This window comes from Ruegeria sp. L11 (assembly GCF_056531755.1).
The window spans coordinates 468,493-485,378 of sequence record NZ_JBQFMI010000001.1; the positions used below are offsets into that span (position 1 = coordinate 468,493).

At 58.0% G+C, this 16,886-nt stretch carries 14 protein-coding genes; 5 read left to right on the forward strand and 9 right to left on the reverse strand.

The window, feature by feature from the left end; genetic code table 11:
• Nucleotides 1–17: 17 nt before the first annotated feature.
• Complete coding sequence (gene mfd, locus ACR0CE_RS02325; RefSeq protein WP_480830741.1) at nt 18–3,476, forward strand: transcription-repair coupling factor; 3,459 nt, start codon at nt 18–20, stop codon at nt 3,474–3,476.
• A 145-nt stretch (nt 3,477–3,621) separates the two neighbouring features.
• On the opposite strand, the gene ACR0CE_RS02330 is transcribed toward mfd, so the two are convergent.
• The 4 genes from ACR0CE_RS02330 to ACR0CE_RS02345 form a co-directional block, all read right to left on the reverse strand.
• Entirely contained in the window at nt 3,622–5,280 is a 1,659-nt protein-coding gene (locus ACR0CE_RS02330; RefSeq protein WP_480830743.1) for a hypothetical protein, read from the reverse strand.
• Between the two features lie 58 nt (nt 5,281–5,338).
• Nucleotides 5,339–6,547 carry a multidrug effflux MFS transporter gene (locus ACR0CE_RS02335; protein WP_480830744.1) on the reverse strand — a complete coding sequence of 403 codons (1,209 nt, stop codon included), beginning with the start codon at nt 6,545–6,547 and terminating at the stop codon, nt 5,339–5,341.
• A gap of 76 nt (nt 6,548–6,623) precedes the next feature.
• Nucleotides 6,624–7,283, reverse strand: coding sequence for a DsbA family oxidoreductase (locus tag ACR0CE_RS02340; protein ID WP_480537984.1), 660 nt, complete (start codon nt 7,281–7,283; stop codon nt 6,624–6,626).
• A complete protein-coding gene (locus tag ACR0CE_RS02345) occupies nt 7,280–8,797 on the reverse strand; it encodes a class I adenylate-forming enzyme family protein (RefSeq protein WP_480537982.1) in 1,518 nt (505 codons plus the stop codon). The genes ACR0CE_RS02340 and ACR0CE_RS02345 overlap by 4 nt, the downstream gene beginning before the upstream one ends.
• 65 nt (nt 8,798–8,862) lie before the next feature.
• Here ACR0CE_RS02345 and ACR0CE_RS02350 point away from each other — a divergent pair, with 65 nt between their 5' ends.
• Entirely contained in the window at nt 8,863–9,486 is a 624-nt protein-coding gene (locus ACR0CE_RS02350; protein WP_209503779.1) for a helix-turn-helix domain-containing protein, read from the forward strand.
• Here ACR0CE_RS02350 and ACR0CE_RS02355 read toward each other — a convergent pair.
• Nucleotides 9,475–9,714, reverse strand: a complete 240-nt coding sequence (locus ACR0CE_RS02355) for a hypothetical protein (protein WP_480517215.1) — start codon at nt 9,712–9,714, stop codon at nt 9,475–9,477. The two genes, ACR0CE_RS02350 and ACR0CE_RS02355, sit on opposite strands and share 12 nt — an antisense overlap.
• Nucleotides 9,715–10,267: 553 nt before the next feature.
• Nucleotides 10,268–12,085 (reverse strand): extracellular solute-binding protein, encoded by a 1,818-nt coding sequence (locus tag ACR0CE_RS02360; protein ID WP_480830746.1) that lies wholly within the window; start codon nt 12,083–12,085, stop codon nt 10,268–10,270.
• On the opposite strand from ACR0CE_RS02360, the gene ACR0CE_RS02365 reads away from it, so the two are divergent.
• From ACR0CE_RS02365 to ACR0CE_RS02375, 3 genes are all read left to right on the forward strand, one after another.
• Nucleotides 12,024–12,248 (forward strand): hypothetical protein, encoded by a 225-nt coding sequence (locus ACR0CE_RS02365; RefSeq protein WP_480493162.1) that lies wholly within the window; start codon nt 12,024–12,026, stop codon nt 12,246–12,248. The genes ACR0CE_RS02360 and ACR0CE_RS02365 overlap by 62 nt on opposite strands.
• Before the next feature lie 137 nt (nt 12,249–12,385).
• Nucleotides 12,386–13,159, forward strand: coding sequence for a 3-hydroxybutyrate dehydrogenase (locus ACR0CE_RS02370; protein WP_480480719.1), 774 nt, complete (start codon nt 12,386–12,388; stop codon nt 13,157–13,159).
• Nucleotides 13,160–13,223: 64 nt separating this feature from the next.
• Nucleotides 13,224–14,249 (forward strand): patatin-like phospholipase family protein, encoded by a 1,026-nt coding sequence (locus tag ACR0CE_RS02375; protein ID WP_480772768.1) that lies wholly within the window; start codon nt 13,224–13,226, stop codon nt 14,247–14,249.
• On the opposite strand, the gene ACR0CE_RS02380 is transcribed toward ACR0CE_RS02375, so the two are convergent.
• The 3 genes from ACR0CE_RS02380 to ACR0CE_RS02390 form a co-directional block, all read right to left on the reverse strand.
• Nucleotides 14,250–14,930, reverse strand: a complete 681-nt coding sequence (locus ACR0CE_RS02380; RefSeq protein ID WP_267365243.1) for a DUF502 domain-containing protein — start codon at nt 14,928–14,930, stop codon at nt 14,250–14,252.
• A 65-nt stretch (nt 14,931–14,995) separates the two neighbouring features.
• A complete protein-coding gene (locus tag ACR0CE_RS02385; RefSeq protein ID WP_480480721.1) occupies nt 14,996–15,907 on the reverse strand; it encodes a pseudouridine-5'-phosphate glycosidase in 912 nt (303 codons plus the stop codon).
• The gene (locus ACR0CE_RS02390) at nt 15,904–16,797 is read right to left on the reverse strand and encodes a PfkB family carbohydrate kinase (RefSeq protein WP_480480723.1); all 894 of its coding nucleotides are present in this window, start codon (nt 16,795–16,797) and stop codon (nt 15,904–15,906) included. Before ACR0CE_RS02390 ends, ACR0CE_RS02385 begins: the two co-directional genes overlap by 4 nt.
• Between the last annotated feature and the right edge of the window lie 89 nt (nt 16,798–16,886).

A 16,886-nucleotide genomic window follows, 5' to 3' on the forward strand; every position in this document is an offset into this window, starting at 1 on the left:
TTCTGAAAGGCGAGGCGATGAAGGCTCCGAACCACGTGACAGTTGGCGGTGCCCCCGAAGGGTTTGACGCACAGCTGGTGCTGAACGAGATTGCCCGCAGCAAGGGGCCGGTGGCCCATGTCGCACGCGATGACAAGCGGATGGAAGCGATGCGTTCCGCACTGGCGTTCTTTGCGCCTCAGATGCCTGTCTTTGTGTTTCCGGGCTTGGATTGCCTTCCTTATGATCGGGTCTCGCCCAATGCGGATATCTCGGCGGCGCGCGTCGCCACACTGGCGGCGCTGGTTCACCAGATGCCCGAACAGTATGTATTGCTGACCACGCTGAACGCCGCGACCCAACGCGTCCCGGCACGAGAGGTATTGCGTGAGGCGGCGTTTACTGCCCGAGTTGGCCATCGCATAGATGAAACCGCGCTGCGAAACTTTCTGGTGCGTATGGGGTTCACCCAGAGTCCAACGGTGATGGAACCCGGCGATTACGCCATCCGTGGCGGCATCATCGACATCTTCCCTCCGGGAGAGACGGGCCCGGTTCGGCTGGACCTGTTCGGTGACGTCCTGGACGGCGCGCGCCGCTTTGATCCGGCGTCTCAGCGAACAACCGAAAAGCTGGACATCGTTGAACTTGCACCAGTATCTGAAGTCATCTTGGACGAGGCCGCGATAACCCGGTTCCGCCAGAACTATCGCATTGAATTTGGTGCCGCCGGTACAGATGACCCATTGTATGAGGCCGTAAGCGCGGGCCGCAAACATCAGGGGATCGAACACTGGCTGCCGTTCTTCCACGAAAAACTTGAGACGCTATTCGACTATTTGCCGGATGCGGTGATCACTGTCGATGATCAGGTGACGCCCGCGCGTCTGGCGCGTTGGGATACGATTGCCGATCAGTACGAAACCCGGCGACTGGCGCTGGAAAACCGATCCCGCATGGACACGGTCTATAAACCCACACCTCCGGGGTTGTTGTATCTTGACGATACCGCCTGGGAGGCGGCGGTCGCGGATCGTCGGGTTTTGCAGTTCAGCCCGCTGCCGCAAGCCTCTGGCCCCGGTGTCATAGACGCGGGCGGACGTATCGGACGCAACTTTGCACCGGAACGCCAGCAGGAAAGCATCAGCTTGTTCGGTGCTTTGGCCAGTCACATCACTGCAAAGCTCGACAAAGGACCGGTGCTGATCGCCTCATATTCCGATGGCGCGCGGGAACGCCTGACCGGCCTGATCGAAGACGAAGGGTTGGCCGAGGCGATACATGTGGCCAATGGCACCCGCATTGGAAAACGCGGCTTGCACCTTGCCGTCTGGGCGTTGGAGCATGGGTTCGAAACTCCTGATCTAACGGTGATCGCTGAACAGGATGTGCTGGGCGACAGGCTGATCCGTCAGCCCAAAAAACGCCGCAAGGCCGAGAACTTTCTGACCGAAACCCAATCGCTCAGCCCCGGTGATCTGGTTGTACACGTGGATCACGGCATAGGTCGTTACATGGGCATGGAGGTCGTCACCGCAGCCGGTGCTGCCCATGAATGCCTGTTGCTGGAATATGCCGAGCGGGCAAAGCTGTACCTGCCGGTCGAAAACATAGAATTGCTGTCGAAATACGGACATGACGAAGGTCTGCTGGACCGTTTGGGCGGCGGCGCGTGGCAGGCAAAGAAGGCCAAGCTGAAAGAGCGCATCCGCGAGATGGCCGATAAGCTGATCCGCATCGCCGCTGAACGCGCGCTGCGCAAAGCCCCGGTCATGGATCCGCCGCCCCACGCGTGGGAGGAATTCAGCGCGCGATTCCCGTATCAGGAAACCGAAGACCAGTTGCGGGCGATCTCGGATGTAATGGAAGATATCCATTCCGGCGCACCAATGGATCGTCTGATCTGCGGTGACGTCGGCTTTGGCAAGACCGAGGTTGCCATGCGTGCCGCATTTGTCGCAGCCATGTCGGGCGTTCAGGTTGCGGTTGTAGCGCCCACCACCCTGCTGGCCCGCCAGCATGCCGCGAGTTTCAGGGAACGCTTTCGGGGGTTCCCGCTGGAGGTGCGGCAATTGTCACGCTTTGTTTCGGCGAAAGAAGCCCAAAAAACCCGTGACGGGCTGGCCCGCGGGACAGTGGACATCGTGATCGGAACGCACGCGCTTTTGGCCAAGAACATACGGTTCAACAATCTGGGGCTTCTGATCATTGACGAGGAACAGCATTTTGGCGTGGGTCATAAGGAACGGCTGAAACAGCTGCGCTCAGACATTCACGTGCTGACCCTGACCGCGACACCGATCCCGCGAACGCTGCAACTGTCGTTGACCGGCGTGCGCGACCTGTCGATTATCGGAACACCTCCAATCGACCGACTGGCAATCCGCACCTATGTCAGCGAGTTTGATGCAGTCACAATCCGAGAAGCGCTGCTGCGTGAACACTATCGTGGGGGGCAAAGTTTCTATGTTGTACCGCGCATCTCGGACCTGCCTGAGATCGAAGAATTTCTGAAAGATCAACTGCCTGAGCTCACTTACGTGGTTGCCCATGGCCAGATGGCAGCGGGTGAGCTCGATGATCGGATGAACGCGTTTTATGACGGCAAGTACGATGTGCTGCTGGCCACAACAATCGTCGAAAGCGGGTTGGACATCCCGACCGCAAACACGATGGTCGTGCACCGTGCGGACATGTTTGGCCTTGCCCAGCTCTATCAGATCCGGGGGCGCGTTGGGCGCTCGAAAACCCGTGCTTATGCTTACCTGACCACCAAACCGCGCCAGAAACTGACTGCTGCCGCCGAAAAACGCCTGCGTGTTCTGGGCTCGCTGGACACGTTGGGGGCCGGCTTTACTTTGGCCTCGCAGGATCTGGACATACGTGGTGCGGGCAACCTGTTGGGTGAAGAACAATCCGGCCAGATGCGCGATGTCGGCTATGAGCTTTACCAATCCATGCTGGAAGAGGCGATTGCCAAGATCAAAGCCGGCGAGATGGAGGGGCTGTCGGATGCAGACGATCAATGGGCCCCGCAGATCAATCTGGGTGTGCCGGTTCTGATCCCCGAGAACTATGTGCCAGATCTGGATGTGCGCCTGGGGCTCTATCGCCGCCTGTCATCGCTGTCGACAAAGGTCGAACTGGAAGGCTTTGCTGCGGAATTGATTGACCGTTTTGGCAAATTGCCGAAGGAGGTGAATACCTTGATGCTGGTTGTGCGGATCAAGGCCATGTGTAAACGCGCAGGGATCGCAAAGCTCGACGGCGGACCGAAAGGCGCGACCATCCAGTTTCACAATGACAAATTCGCTTCGCCGCAGGGACTGGTTGAGTTCATTCAAAATCAACGCGGTATGGCCAAGGTCAAAGACAACAAGATCGTCGTGCGCCGGGACTGGAAAAAAGACAGCGACAAGATTAAAGGGGCTTTTGCAATTGCCCGCGATCTTGCTGAAAAAGTGGTCGCCGCGCAGAAAAAGGTTAAAGCAGGTTGAGATGTGGGAGGGGGCTCTGCCCCCGCTGCGCGTTCCGCGCATCTCCCCCGGGATATTTACGGCCAGATGAAGAAGCGGATCCCTGCTTCATCTGGCTAAAAATATCCCCGCCGGAGGCATTGTGTGTCAGCACGATCAAGACATTTTAGCTACGCATTGCCGCCTGCGCACAGAAGCAGGACGCAGCTACCATTCGGTCGGCGCGGGCCAACGCCTGGTCGAGCCGCTGTTTGATCTGCAGGACTTCGACCTGTTCGCTGCGTGCCTTGAGGCAATCGTAAAGGCCCTTCAAACTCCATACGTTGTCAGGATGTATCGAGGCGCGACTTAGCGTGCCGCCCAAACCCAGATCTTCACGATAGACGTTTTCAGCTTCGGACAGCCGTCCTTGTTCGAAAAGAAGCGCCCCAAGCGCGTGGCGGGTCGGCTGCATCCATCCCCAGGGTTCGTCATAGGGCAAGGTATCGTCCAACTCGACCGAGCGGCGCAGATGGGCAAAAGCGATTTCAAAGTTGCCCTTGCGGTACTCGATCTCACCGCGCAGCATTTCCCGCGCAATTTCCAGCAGGTCAATCACACGGTTGTTGTGCAGTCTGCGTGTTTCCGGAACGCATTCCTTGGCAGCAAGGAACAGATTTTCTTCGGCCTCGGCATTGGCGATATCACCGGTTGCTGCATGAGCGATGGCGCGCGCGTAGTGCGTTGTGGCGGTCAGAGTGCGGAACAGGTCAGGATCTGAGGGCAGTTTCAGTGCCTTAGCCTCGTCCCAGCGGCCAAACCGGATCAGGATGTGAGGGCCCATGGACATGTAGCTTTCGAAGTAATCGGCCATCGGGGGACTTTCGACGCGCAGCAATTCTTCGGGCGTTGTATCCCACAATCCCTGATTTGCACGTAGGGCCGGTTCCATCTGTCCAAGAAAAAGCGCACCGTATATGGCAAAGTGATAATTGTGCTGTCGATAGCCTGTGTAGATGTTGAACGCGCCTTCGCGCTCGTAATATTTCAGGTCGGCTTCCGAGGCTTTTTCGTTCCAGTGCACAACGTTGTGGTAATGTCCGCAGAGCACATCGATATGTGTCGGCATATGTACCAAGTGGCCTGCATCCGGAACCAATGTGCGCAGGATATCCCCTGCTTTCAGGGCTTTTTCTGGTGTTGGAGACATCTCCATCAAATGAACATAGAGGTGCAGCAGGCCCGGGTGAGACATCGCAGACGGATCGTTTGCCATGGCCCATTCAAGCGCATCCTGCGCTTCCTTCGTTGCCGCGCCCTGGGCGGGTTGGCCCGTTTTCAAATCCCACATCTGCCATGGTGTCAGGTTCAGCAGCGCTTCGACATAAATGGTACGCAAGTCGAGGTGGTCCGGGTGTGCCGCAAATGCCGTGCGCATCGCGTCGGCAAAACCGTGGTCCCATTGGTGCATGTCCTCAACCGGACCGCGTTGCGGGTAACGCGCAGGCAAGGCCTGAATTAAGGCCTGTTCGACGGCAGTGCATCCTGCGAGCAGGCTAAGAGCTTTCTGCATCGCGTCGTAAGCCCGTGACAACGCTTCTTCCCGACCTCTCTCATCCAGCAGGTCCCAGGGGAGGTTGTAGTTTGGTCCGGCGGCATACGCGACACCCCAATAGGCCATCGCGCAATTCGGATCATGCTCGGCCGCGCGTTGAAAACAGACCACCGCCTCTTCGTGATTGTAACCGTATGTCCAGTTCAGGCCACGGTCAAACCACAGCTGAGCTTCGGGACTGGATGTGGAAATCGCGCAGGAATAGTTGCCCAGATCGTAGTAATCGCACATCGCAGTTCCTCCCCTTAAGTTCTGGGTAGGATAGCGTGATTCACCCGCGATTCACAGGTCAGGCTGGCAGCCGTTCTTCGATGCGACCCATGTGGATCATCAGGCCAAACGCCAGAACGCACATACTCAGAATGCCAATTGTCAAAGGCGCGATGGACCCGTTGAACAGAAGCCCGATCGGGGCGGCGATTGCCGCGGCCAGTACGGTTGAAATCGACCCGACAACCGACGCGGCCATGCCCGCGATGTGGCCCATGGGTTCCATGGCAATGGCATTCAGATTGCCGATGGTTACACCAGCCATGAAAAAGACCATCGTCTGCCAGAAGACAAACAGGGCAAATGACATCGCGGGTGAAAGGTTCGCCATGTTCAGGATGATGACGACAGACGTGATGGCAATCTGCGCGCCGAAGGCAAAAGTCACCATCCGGCGCATCCCGACACGCACCACCAAAGCCGCGTTCAAAAGGCTGGCCGAACCTGACATCAGGGCGACAAATCCGAACCAGAAGGGAAAGCTGTCGGCCCGATCATGGATCACATCATAGACCGGTTGCACCATAGTCAGCATGGTGAACAAGGTCCCCATGCACAAGGTTTGCACGAAGATAGACAAGCGCACAGTGGGATGCGCAAACATTTCGTTCACAGCCGCAATCATCAGATGCAGACGGAAGGGACGGCGGTCCTCGACAGCCAGGGATTCGGGCAGTCGTGTGCTCATCCACAATACGACGATCAGAGCAAACAGGATGAAAGACACGAAGATCCCGCGCCAACCGAAGAGGGCTATAACGCCCGCGCCCAGCATCGGGGCCGCTGCTGGTACCAAAGTGAATATCATCATGGCAATCGAGATGATGCGTGCCATTTCCCGGCCCGAATACAAGTCACGCGTGATGGCCATCGCCACGACACGTGGCCCGGCAGCGCCCAGACCCTGCACAACACGCGCAATCAGCACAAGCTCCAGCGAAGAACTGGCCCAGGCCACAGCCGAAGCCGCAATGTACAAAAGCGCACCGCAAAAGATCACTGGCTTGCGCCCCAGCGCATCCGATAGCGGGCCGGTAAAGAATGTACCGATACCCATTCCCAGAACGAAGGACGTCAGGATCAGTTGGGCGCGATTGACGTCCTCTGGGCTGAGCTGCGCGCCGATTTCGGGCAGGGCGGGCAGCATTGAATCGATCGAAAACGCGATAGTGGCGAACATCATTGCGATCAGCGCAATGAATTCCGCCTTCGACATGCGGTTGGCCATGAAGCACTCCTAACCTGTTCGCGCTACCATGGCGGGTCAGGTTAGACCAGACTGGAAATTCGCACAGACCTCTGTGCTATTCTGCAGGATAAGTGTCAAGTTGAGACATGATTTCAGCGATCACTTTTTCCCACATTTCAGGCGGTTGAGCACCCGGAACGGCATGTTGATTGGCAACAATGTAGGTCGGGACCGAACTGACGCCCATTTCGCGTGAGTGGGTATCGCGGTTTCGAATATCCTCGCGGTCAGCGTCGGATTTCAGCAGCTTCATGACCACCGCAGCATCCATTCCGGCACTGTCTGCAATGTCGGACAGGACCTCGGGGTCGCCGATATCGCGGGCCTGAACGAAGTAGGCATCGAACAGCGCATCGACGACAGCATTCTGTTTGCCTTCGATCCCGGCCCAATGGATCAGGCGATGTGCATCCAGTGTATTAGGTGTGCGTTTCATGCCTTCGAAGTCGATCTTCAGACCGGCGTTTTCAGCGTGTTCAACCACGGGCGCATAAGCACGTACGGCACCGTCCTTGCCACCGAACTTGCGTTCCAGATATTCGCGACGATCCATACCTGCGTCCGGCATATCAGGGTTCAACTGAAACGGATGCCATTCGATGACAAAAGGGTGCTGGGGCACATTGGCCAATGCTTTGTCCAGATGCGTTTTGCCGATATAGCACCACGGGCAGATCGGATCGGACAGGATGTCGAGCTTGACGGTCTGGGTCATGTGGCTGGTGCCTCGAAATAGGCCGGCAACGCCCGGCGCAGGAGTTTGCCGTTGCCGCCGGTGGGCAGCGCAGACAGGTGGATGAAGGCGCGCGGTTGTTTATAACGTGCCAGATTGGCCTCGACATAGGCGCGCAGGGCCGCATCGTCCAGCTTTTCCGGGCCGGTATAGAAGGCTGCTATCACAAATGTGTCCGGTTTGACCTCGACCGGGGCCGCGCCGACCTGCGTGATACCGGGAAAACGGGACAGGGCGGCTTCGACCTCGACCGGGGATACGCGGTAGCCTCCGGCATTCATCATGTCGTCGTCCCGGCCCAGATAACTGATCTGGCCGTCCACAGCCATTGCCCCTTGATCTCCGGTCAGGAACCATTCGCCTTGCATCCGGGTTTCAACTTCATCCGGTGCATTGAGGTAGGTCAGCATCAATCCAGGGTCAGACCGATGAATGGCGATGGTGCCTTCTTGCCCCTGCGGCACCGGGCCGTCCGGGCCCAGAATGGCCACGCGACGGCCCGGTTGCGGGTGCCCCAATGCGTCGCCGCGCGCAGGGTGTGCCGGGCTGGAGGATATGAAGGTCGAGCATTCGGACATGCCATAGGCTTCGAACAATTCCGTACCGGTGGCGCTTAGCCATTTCTCGTGCAGGGCGCGCGACAGCTTTTCCCCCGCGCATAAACCGTGGCGCAGGTCAGGTAAGTTGATTTGCTCATACTCTTGCACCAATTTTCGAAAGACCCCCGGTGCCGCCGCAAAGATCGTTGCGCGATGCTGGCGGAGCAGAGCGGGCAGGGCGGAGATGTCCGTGCCCGGTTCCGGGATCAAGGCGGTTGCGCCGATGGTCCACGGGTCCATCAGACCGGTGCCAAGTGTATAGGTCCAGTTGAACGCTCCGGCGTGACACAGCCGATCGGACGCGCGCAGACCATACCAACCATCAACCATCATCTGCCGCGCCCAGATTGCCCGATGGGCGTGGGCCACGGCACGCGGACTGCCCGAGGTTCCCGAGGTGTAGACGACATATGCCATGCGCTCGGGGTCGCCCAGGTCATAGCTGGCGGGTGGAATGTCGCGCATGGCCTTTAATGCATCCAACTCGATCTGTCTGGGATGAGGCGCGCATGAGACAGCGGGATCACGAAGAACCGCAGCCGGGGACAGATCGTCGATCATTCTGGCGGTTTCGGGTTCCGTCAGTTGCGACGAAGTCGGCACCGGAATGATACCCACTGAAATCGCGCCCAGATAGGCAATCGGGAAATCCACCGTATTGCCGAGCCGCATCAGAACGGTATCGCCGGGTGTCAGACCTGATTGCAGCAACCCCGCGCCTGTGCCCAACACGGCAGATTGCAGGTCGCGATAGGTCCAGTCCTGCGCGCCGTGGGGCATTAGTACCGACAACGCCACTTTGTCAGGGACCTGATCGGCACGGCCAAGGACATGCGCCGCCAGATTGAACGGTGCGGGGCAGGGCGCGGGCGCCCCCTGATCGAAGACAGATAACATGGCCATTGGCTAACGCGGTGTCTGGCGCGTTGCAAGCGCGGCTGGCCAAGCCTATAGAGAATGGCATGAGCACCCAAGATCCCAAATCCCTGATCCGAATTGCCCGCGATTCCGGCGATCACACCGAAGTTGAACCGCTGGACCTTGGCGCGCGCGTGCGCGAATTGCGAAAAGCGCGGAAATGGACGCTGGAGCAGGCCGCCAGTCAGGCCGGTTTGGCCCGTTCGACGCTCAGCAAGATCGAGAACGGGCAGATGTCACCTACCTATGACGCGCTCAAAAAGCTTGCGGTTGGGTTGGAAATCTCGGTGCCTCAGCTTTTCACACCGCCGCAGCGGGACCAGGTCATCGGACGGATGGCGATTACCCGGATGGGCGAAGGGGCGGCCCACGCGACAACGACCTACGAGCATGAGTTGCTGGCCGAAACCCTGACCAAGAAGCACATGCTGCCCTACCGTGCGCGGGTTCGGGCGCGATCCATGGACGAATTCGACGGCTGGGTGCGCCACGATGGCGAAGAGTTCATGTATGTTCTGACCGGTGTTGTCCGGCTTTATACCGAATTCTATGAGCCGGTTGAAATGCGCAGGGGTGACAGCGCCTATTACGATGGCAGCATGGGCCACAACGTGATCTCCGTCAGCGACGAAGACGCGACAATCCTTTGGGTCACATCACTTGCTTAGCGACGCGCGGCAGTATTCTCTGTTCAGGCCTTCGGTAAACAGGAAATCTTCGACCTCTTCATGAGCTTCGTTCATGGTTAACTGGTGACGCTCTGCCAGATAGGCTTCGAACCCTTTACGATCTTGTGATACGCGCATCATGTCCTGGTCACGCAAATTCGGAAAACGCCGCTTTGCACGTGCGTAGGCCGCATTCCAGTCTTGTGTCAAATCCGTCCAGTTCATCATGTATGAGCTTTCCTTATGTAGCGATTAGGACTGCTCTCCCCCTCCTTAGGGTACGTAATGGGTGCCGTAAGGGAAGACATGACAAAATGTCGCAGCATGTCACTGCATTCCTTTTATAAGATTGTGCCTCTGCAATAGCTGCCGCAACAGGGCGGCGGGCTTGAAACTGTTTAAAGCACCTGCGGATCAGGAGATCTGTTTGGTGCGGAACCGGGTATTCCCGGCGCGCGAGTTGTAAAGGCGACCTCCATCTTTGGGCTATGTCTAAATACCGCGATTCAATGCAGCTTTTAACGTTGACCGAAGCAGGCTGAAGGTGCGTCTCATGGGATCATCCGGCATCCGATATGGCCTGCATCTGATGCTGCGACCTGCTGTCGCGAAACGTATCCCTAGTGTGATGGCCATGTGCTGAATTCCGCCGACAGGCGTGGTTTTCCGGGGCCAATCGTGCTGGAAGCGCGAAGGAATCGCGTTTTTCAAGGGGTCCGCCAACACCCCGCGGAGAACAGCCGGTGTCGTGCAAAGCCCGGCTGCCCTGATGTTCACGTGATTACCCGGCGTCGTACCACCACACTTCCGGCATGTATTGCGGTCCGTCGCCATAGATTGGCACAGTCTCAGGGAACTTGAGCTCGCGGATGTGGGCAATCCGCCCGACATCAAAACTCCAGATCGGGATGACATAGCGACCGGCTGTCAGAACTCGATCAAGCGCGCGGGTTGCAGCGGTAAAATCTTCAGGTGTTTCCGAGGCGAGCATGGCGTCAATCATAGCATCAACAGCGGGCGAGGCCACGCCCATCAGGTTGCGTGTACCGGGTGTGTCCGCGTTCTCGCTTCCCCAATACAAACGCTGTTCGTTGCCGGGAGACAGTGAAAGAGCACGCCGGAAGGGCGTAACATCAAAATCCAGTTCCCCGGTGCGCCCGACATACTGCGCGTTGTCAACCTGTTCCGCTATGACCTGAATGCCAAGCCGTTCCAGCGCGCGGGAATAAATCTCGACCACCGACGCCATCTCGCTATCCCCCTGCTGTAGCAAGACCGTCATTTTGAACGGGTCACCATTCGTGTTGCGCAGGACCCCGTCCTGAACGGTCCAGCCCGATTCGGTCAGCAGTTTGGTGGCTTTGCGGATGTTTGCGCGGTTGCGGGCTGAACCGTCGCCGTTCGGCAGTTCATACCCTTCCAGCGTGCCGGGGATCAGAACCGAGGCATAGGGTTCCAACAGGGCTTTTACCTGCCCTTGGGCCGGTCCGGGCTGCATGGCCAGGTCTGAGCCCGAGAAGTAGGACGTGATCCTTGGCTGCGCCCCACCAGTGATCGTGTCGTTGATGAATTCGAAATTGAAGGCCAGCGTCAGGGCCTCGCGAACGCGCCAGTCGTTAAACGGGGCTTTGCGGGTGTTCATCACGAACCCGGTCATGCCTGACGGTTTGCCATGCGGTATCTCGGTCTTGATGACATCACCGCGCTGAACGGCGGGGAAGCTGTATTGCGTGTCCCATTTGTCGCCGTTGAACTCACGCACCGCTGATAGTTCACCGGCTTTGAAGGCTTCGAACAGGACGCTGCCGTCGCCGTAGAACTCGATCCGCATTTCATCCAGATTCATGGTACCGCGACGGAACGGGATATCCTGCCCCCAATACTCAGGGTTGCGACGAAGGTTCACATAGCGCCCCGCCTCGTAGCTATCGATCACATAGGGGCCGGTGCCGATTGGGACATCGTGCAGGGCGGCGTCGGCAAAATCCTTGTCCTGCCACTGCGCCTTTTGCAGAATCGGACGCATCCCTGCGAGCAGGGCAAGTTCGCGATCAGGCACGTTGAAAGTAATCCGAACCGAACGCGGGCCAGTCTGTTCGATCCTGTCGATTTTGTCCCAAAAACCGCGATAGCGCAGATGCCCCTGAGTGCCGAGCGTCTCATATGACCAAATCACGTCGTCAATCGTGACCGGGCTGCCGTCAGAAAACCGGGCCTCTTCCCGCAGGGTAAATTCAACCCACGACCGGTCCGGCGCCGTCTCAACTGATTCGGCTAACAGCCCGTAAAGTGAGAAAGGTTCGTCCCAGGATCGCCCCATCAGGCTTTCATGGGTCCAAAATGGCAATTGCCAGGGCGAGGTGCCTTTTTGCAAAAACGGGTTCAGGCTGTTATAGCCGCCAGTATTTCCGAAAACGACTTTGCCGCCTTTGGGCGCATCGGGGTTGGCATAGGGTAGGGACACAAAATCCGGTGGTAGGGCCGGGTCCCCATACATAGCTATGCCATGAGACGATTCTGCATGGGCGGACGAGATCATGAAAATGCTGGCGATTCCCGCCGCAAGTGGTCGAAACGGTCGGAGAAAATCCGGGCTCATTTTGGAAACAATCCTGCTCTGGCCTTATTTTGTTGGGATTCACCGTAGTGATGATTTTTCATATTATCAAACTTTTAGCTTGGACGAAGGCGTGGAATTGCTTATAAAGGATGCACTGCTCGATAGGTTTCTTGCCTGTATGAAACCTGCCTCAATAACTTAACGCCCGCTTCGTGCGGGCGTTTTTTTTGGCTGCTTGAGAAGTGTCAGGCTGGGATTTCAGGCAGTTGTGTTTCCCCGTTTTCTTTGCAGGTGCAGCATGGCATTGTGCACCAAATCATCGCTTCAGGGAGAACGGTCATGAGCCTTTCCGGCAAAACAGCAATCATCACGGGGTCTAATTCTGGCATCGGTCTGGGGGTCGCGCGCGAGCTGGCGAAGGCCGGAGCAGATGTTGTCCTGAATTCCTTTACGGACCGAGACGAAGATCACGCGCTGGCCGCTGAGATTGCCAAAGAGACCGGAACCAAAGCGCGTTACATCAAGGCGGACATGTCAAAAGGCGAAGAGTGCCGGGCGCTGATTAAGCAGGCCGGAGCTTGCGACATACTTGTGAACAACGCGGGCATTCAGTTTGTGTCCCCGATCGATCAGTTTCCGGCGGAAAAATGGGATGCGATTATTGCGATCAACATGAACTCGGTCTTTCACACGACCGCTGCCGCACTGCCGATGATGCGCAAGGCGGGTTGGGGTCGTATCGTGAATATCGCCTCGGCCCACGGCCTGACGGCGTCGCCATTCAAGGCAGCCTATGTTGCCGCCAAGCACGGGGTGGTGGGGATGACCAAGACCGTTGCGTTGGAAACCGCGCAAGAACCTATCACCTGCAACGCCATTTGCCCGGGCTATGTGCTGACACCCCTGGTTGAGGCCCAAATCCCGAACACGATGAAAGAATACAATATGAGCCGCGAGGAGGTTGTAAAAAACGTGCTTCTGGAACGGCAACCTTCCAAGGAATTCGCCACGGTTGAGCAACTGGGCGGGACAACCATTTTCCTGTGCTCGGACGCAGCGGCGCAGATCACGGGAACCACGATTTCTGTCGATGGCGGCTGGACCGCCTTGTGATTGGCCTTGGGGGCGCTGCCCCCAAACCCCCGGAGTATTTCTGAAAAGATGAAGGGTGAGGGCGGTGATACGGATCAATCTGGCTTTGCAGGGCGGCGGTGCGCATGGGGCATTCACCTGGGGTGTGCTTGACCGACTGCTGGATGAGGAAGACATCGAGGTAGCCGCGATCACCGGAACATCCGCCGGTGCGTTGAACGGTGCGGCGTTCAAATCGGGGATGGTTCATTCAGGACGTGAGGGTGCGCGCGCGCAGCTGGACGGGCTTTGGAGGCGTATGGGTGCGATTGGAGACATGCGTATAGCCAATTGGTTTCGCGGGTTGGAACCGGCCGCAATCGCGCAGGCGATGGAATATTCGGTGCCGTTTTCAATCGGTGATGCCTGGTCGCGGATGGTGTCGCCTTATGCCTATGGTCCATTCTACAGCAATCCGCTGGAGCCGGTGGTGGACAGGTTCAATTTTGCGGAAGTATGCGCCGATGCGGGACCCCGCCTGTTTGTGTGCGCCACCTGCGTGAGAAGTGGGAAAATCCGCGTCTTTACTGGCGAGGAGGTCTCGACAGATGCCATTCTGGCTTCAGCTTGCCTGCCGACCCTGTTCAAGGCAGTCGAGATATTTGATCCAAATACTAACCGGGTCGAAGCCTACTGGGATGGCGGTTATACTGGTAATCCGGCGCTCTATCCGCTGTTCAACAATGACCTGCCGGATGACGTAGTGATCGTGAATATCAACCCGTTGGAGCGCGACGCGGTACCGGTCACACCGCAGCAGATCCAGAACCGGATCAACGAGATCAGCTTCAATTCCTCCCTGTTTCGCGAATTGCGGGCAATCAGCTTTGTTCAGCGGCTTCTGAAAGAGGGCAAGCTGAAGGCCGGGGACATGAGCCGCGTTCTGGTGCATATGATTGCGGATAACGAGTTGATGAGCAGCCTGTCTGTTGCCACCAAAACCGTGCCCAACCCGGTTATTTTGCACAAGCTGAAACAGGCGGGGCGGGCGGCAGCGGATCGTTTTCTGGCCAAGCACAAGAGTGATCTGGGCCAGACCAGTACAGTCGATCTGCCGACCATGTTCGGTTAATCACTCGGGTGGTTGCGTAGGGTCTTTTTCGTTAGGATAAACGAGCCCGGCCGAGATCACCAGTTTCGCGGCATCCTCAATTGTCATGTCCAGCAAAATTACGTCTTCCGCCGGGAAAAACAGCAAAAAGCCCGAGGTCGGGTTGGGGGTGGTCGGAACAAAGACGCTTAGCAGCTCTCCTCCGGTCTCTGCGCGTTTGCTGATTTCGCCCCTGGCGGTTGTCGAGACGAACCCAATGGCCCAGATCCCGCGGCGGGGGTACTGGATCAGGCAAGCCTTTTCAAAAGAGCGTTCGGTTTGGGCAAATACGGTTTCCGAGATTTGTTTGATCCCGGAATAGATCGAGCGGACGACCGGCATCCGATCTACCACGCTTTCGGCGAACAGGATCAGGGACCGGCCCAGAATGCCTTTGGCGATCCACCCTACAATCACGGTAAAGATCAGGAAGATCACGACGCCCACACCGCGCAGGTTGATACCAACGTATTGTTCCGGTTGGAACTGATGAGGCACCAGTGGCAAAACGGCACTGTCGATCCAGCCGACTACCGACCAAATCAGCCAAACCGTCAGCCAGACCGGTGCAATGACAACGAGGCCGGTCAGGAAAGATGCGCGCAGCCGTGCCAGCATGCCAGGGCGGCGATGATGCGGTTCTTCGTCGAACGGTGTATTCATCTTGGTTCCGAGTGGTTATCGGGATTTAGGTAGTCAATCGGTATCCATGGCACAATAGGCTTGCGTTATCCCTGTTCTGCCAGTGCCCGTGCAATCGCCGCCGCAAGGCGCGCATTGTTGCGCACGAGGGCAATGTTGGCGGTCAGCGAACGTCCTTCGGTCTTTTCAAAGATACGTTGCAGCAGATAGGGCGTTACATCTTTTCCGGTGATCCGATGCGCATCTGCATCAGCCTGTGCCTCGGCGATGATGGGGGCCAGTATTTCGGCAGGGATCTGATCCGAGATCGGGATCGGGTTGGCCACCAGCTGCCCGCCGGGCAGGCCCAACGCGCGACGGGTTGCATGGGCCTTGGCGATAGCCTCTGGAGTGTCCATGCGCAGGGGGGCGGCATAGGGTGATTTTGCAGACCAGAAGGCAGGAAACGCATCCTGGCCATGGGCGATGACGGGCACACCCAGCGTTTCCAAAACCTCAAGAGTTTTGGCCAGATCAAGGATGGCCTTGGCCCCGGCAGCGACGACAGTGACTGGAGTATGGCCAAGTTCGTGCAGATCAGCCGAGATGTCGAACGTGGTTTCGGCGCCTTGATGCACGCCACCGATGCCGCCGGTGGCAAATACCTCGATCCCGGCATAATGCGCGGCGATCATGGTGGCGGCGACGGTTGTGGCTCCGGTACCACCGGTCGAGATGCAGGCCGCCATATCTGCGCGCGAGATTTTGGCAACGCCTTGCGCCTGACCCAGCCATTGCAACTGGTCAGGCTCGAGCCCCACGTGCAATTTGCCTTCAATCACCGCCATGGTCGCCGGAACCGCCCCCGCATCGCGGATGTCCTGTTCGACCTGCGCCGCAACTTCGACGTTTTGCGGGTAGGGCATGCCATGGGTGATGATGGTGCTTTCCAGCGCAACGATGGGATGACCCGCGTCCTTGGCAGCTCGGACCTCGGCTGAATATTGAATGTCGATCACAGTGGGGTTTCTCCGGAAACGTAGGTTGCTGCGGCATGTAGAGCGCGGGTCAGAGCCTCATCACTCGATGCGCCGCCGGATTCTGAGGCGATATGAGCCGCCATGAAGGTATCCCCGGCGCCGGTCACACGGGTGACCAGAACGGAGGGGGGTGTTTGGGTCAGAATTTCGTCCGAACTGCCGACCGTGGCCGAGCTGCCGCCATCGGTGACCAGCACGCGCAGTGCGCCACGATCCAGAAGGCCCTTTGCGGCAGATTCAGAATCGGTGAATTCACGCTGGCACAATATTCCTGCTTCTTCGAGGTTCACATAAAGCGTGGCGCGGGCATGTTTCAGGAAGGGCAACAGGCGCTCGGCCTTACCGGGCGAGGCCGGGGCAACACGCAGATCGGCACGGGCAAATGCAGGGCTTTGGGCGATTTCTTCCAGCAGGTTCAGGGTCAGGTTGCCGTCAAGCGCAATGGGCCCCTCAAAGGGCGTGTTTTCATAGCCAAGCGGGCCGTGCATCAGCGGACGCAGTATCTTAGCGCCAGCGGCTTCCAGCGAATGCGCGTCGGCAATGGCCGCGATCAACCCGTTGGCACCTTCGACGGCCATATATCGGTCGGTCGGCAGGTCCTGCGAGCGATAGATGTGATCCGTGATCATACCGAGGCGGGAACAGGCATGAATCAGCTCGTCGCCCTCGGGGTCGCGGCCAATGGCGGTCAGCAGGGTGGGCGTCATACCAAAACGCACCAGCGTCATGGCTATGTTCATCGCAACACCACCCGGCAGGCGGGTAATCCGGCCAGGCACGTCCGAGCCTTGCCGCATGGCACTGGCCGATCGTCCGATCACGTCCCACAGGACCGAGCCGATACACAGGATATTACTGTTCTGAGTCATAAAGGACGTCATGCCGCAGCGGTGATGCCCATGCAAGTCAGAACGTTACCGCAATCAGAGATTTGCGGTGCACAGGTCCCATATGCCCT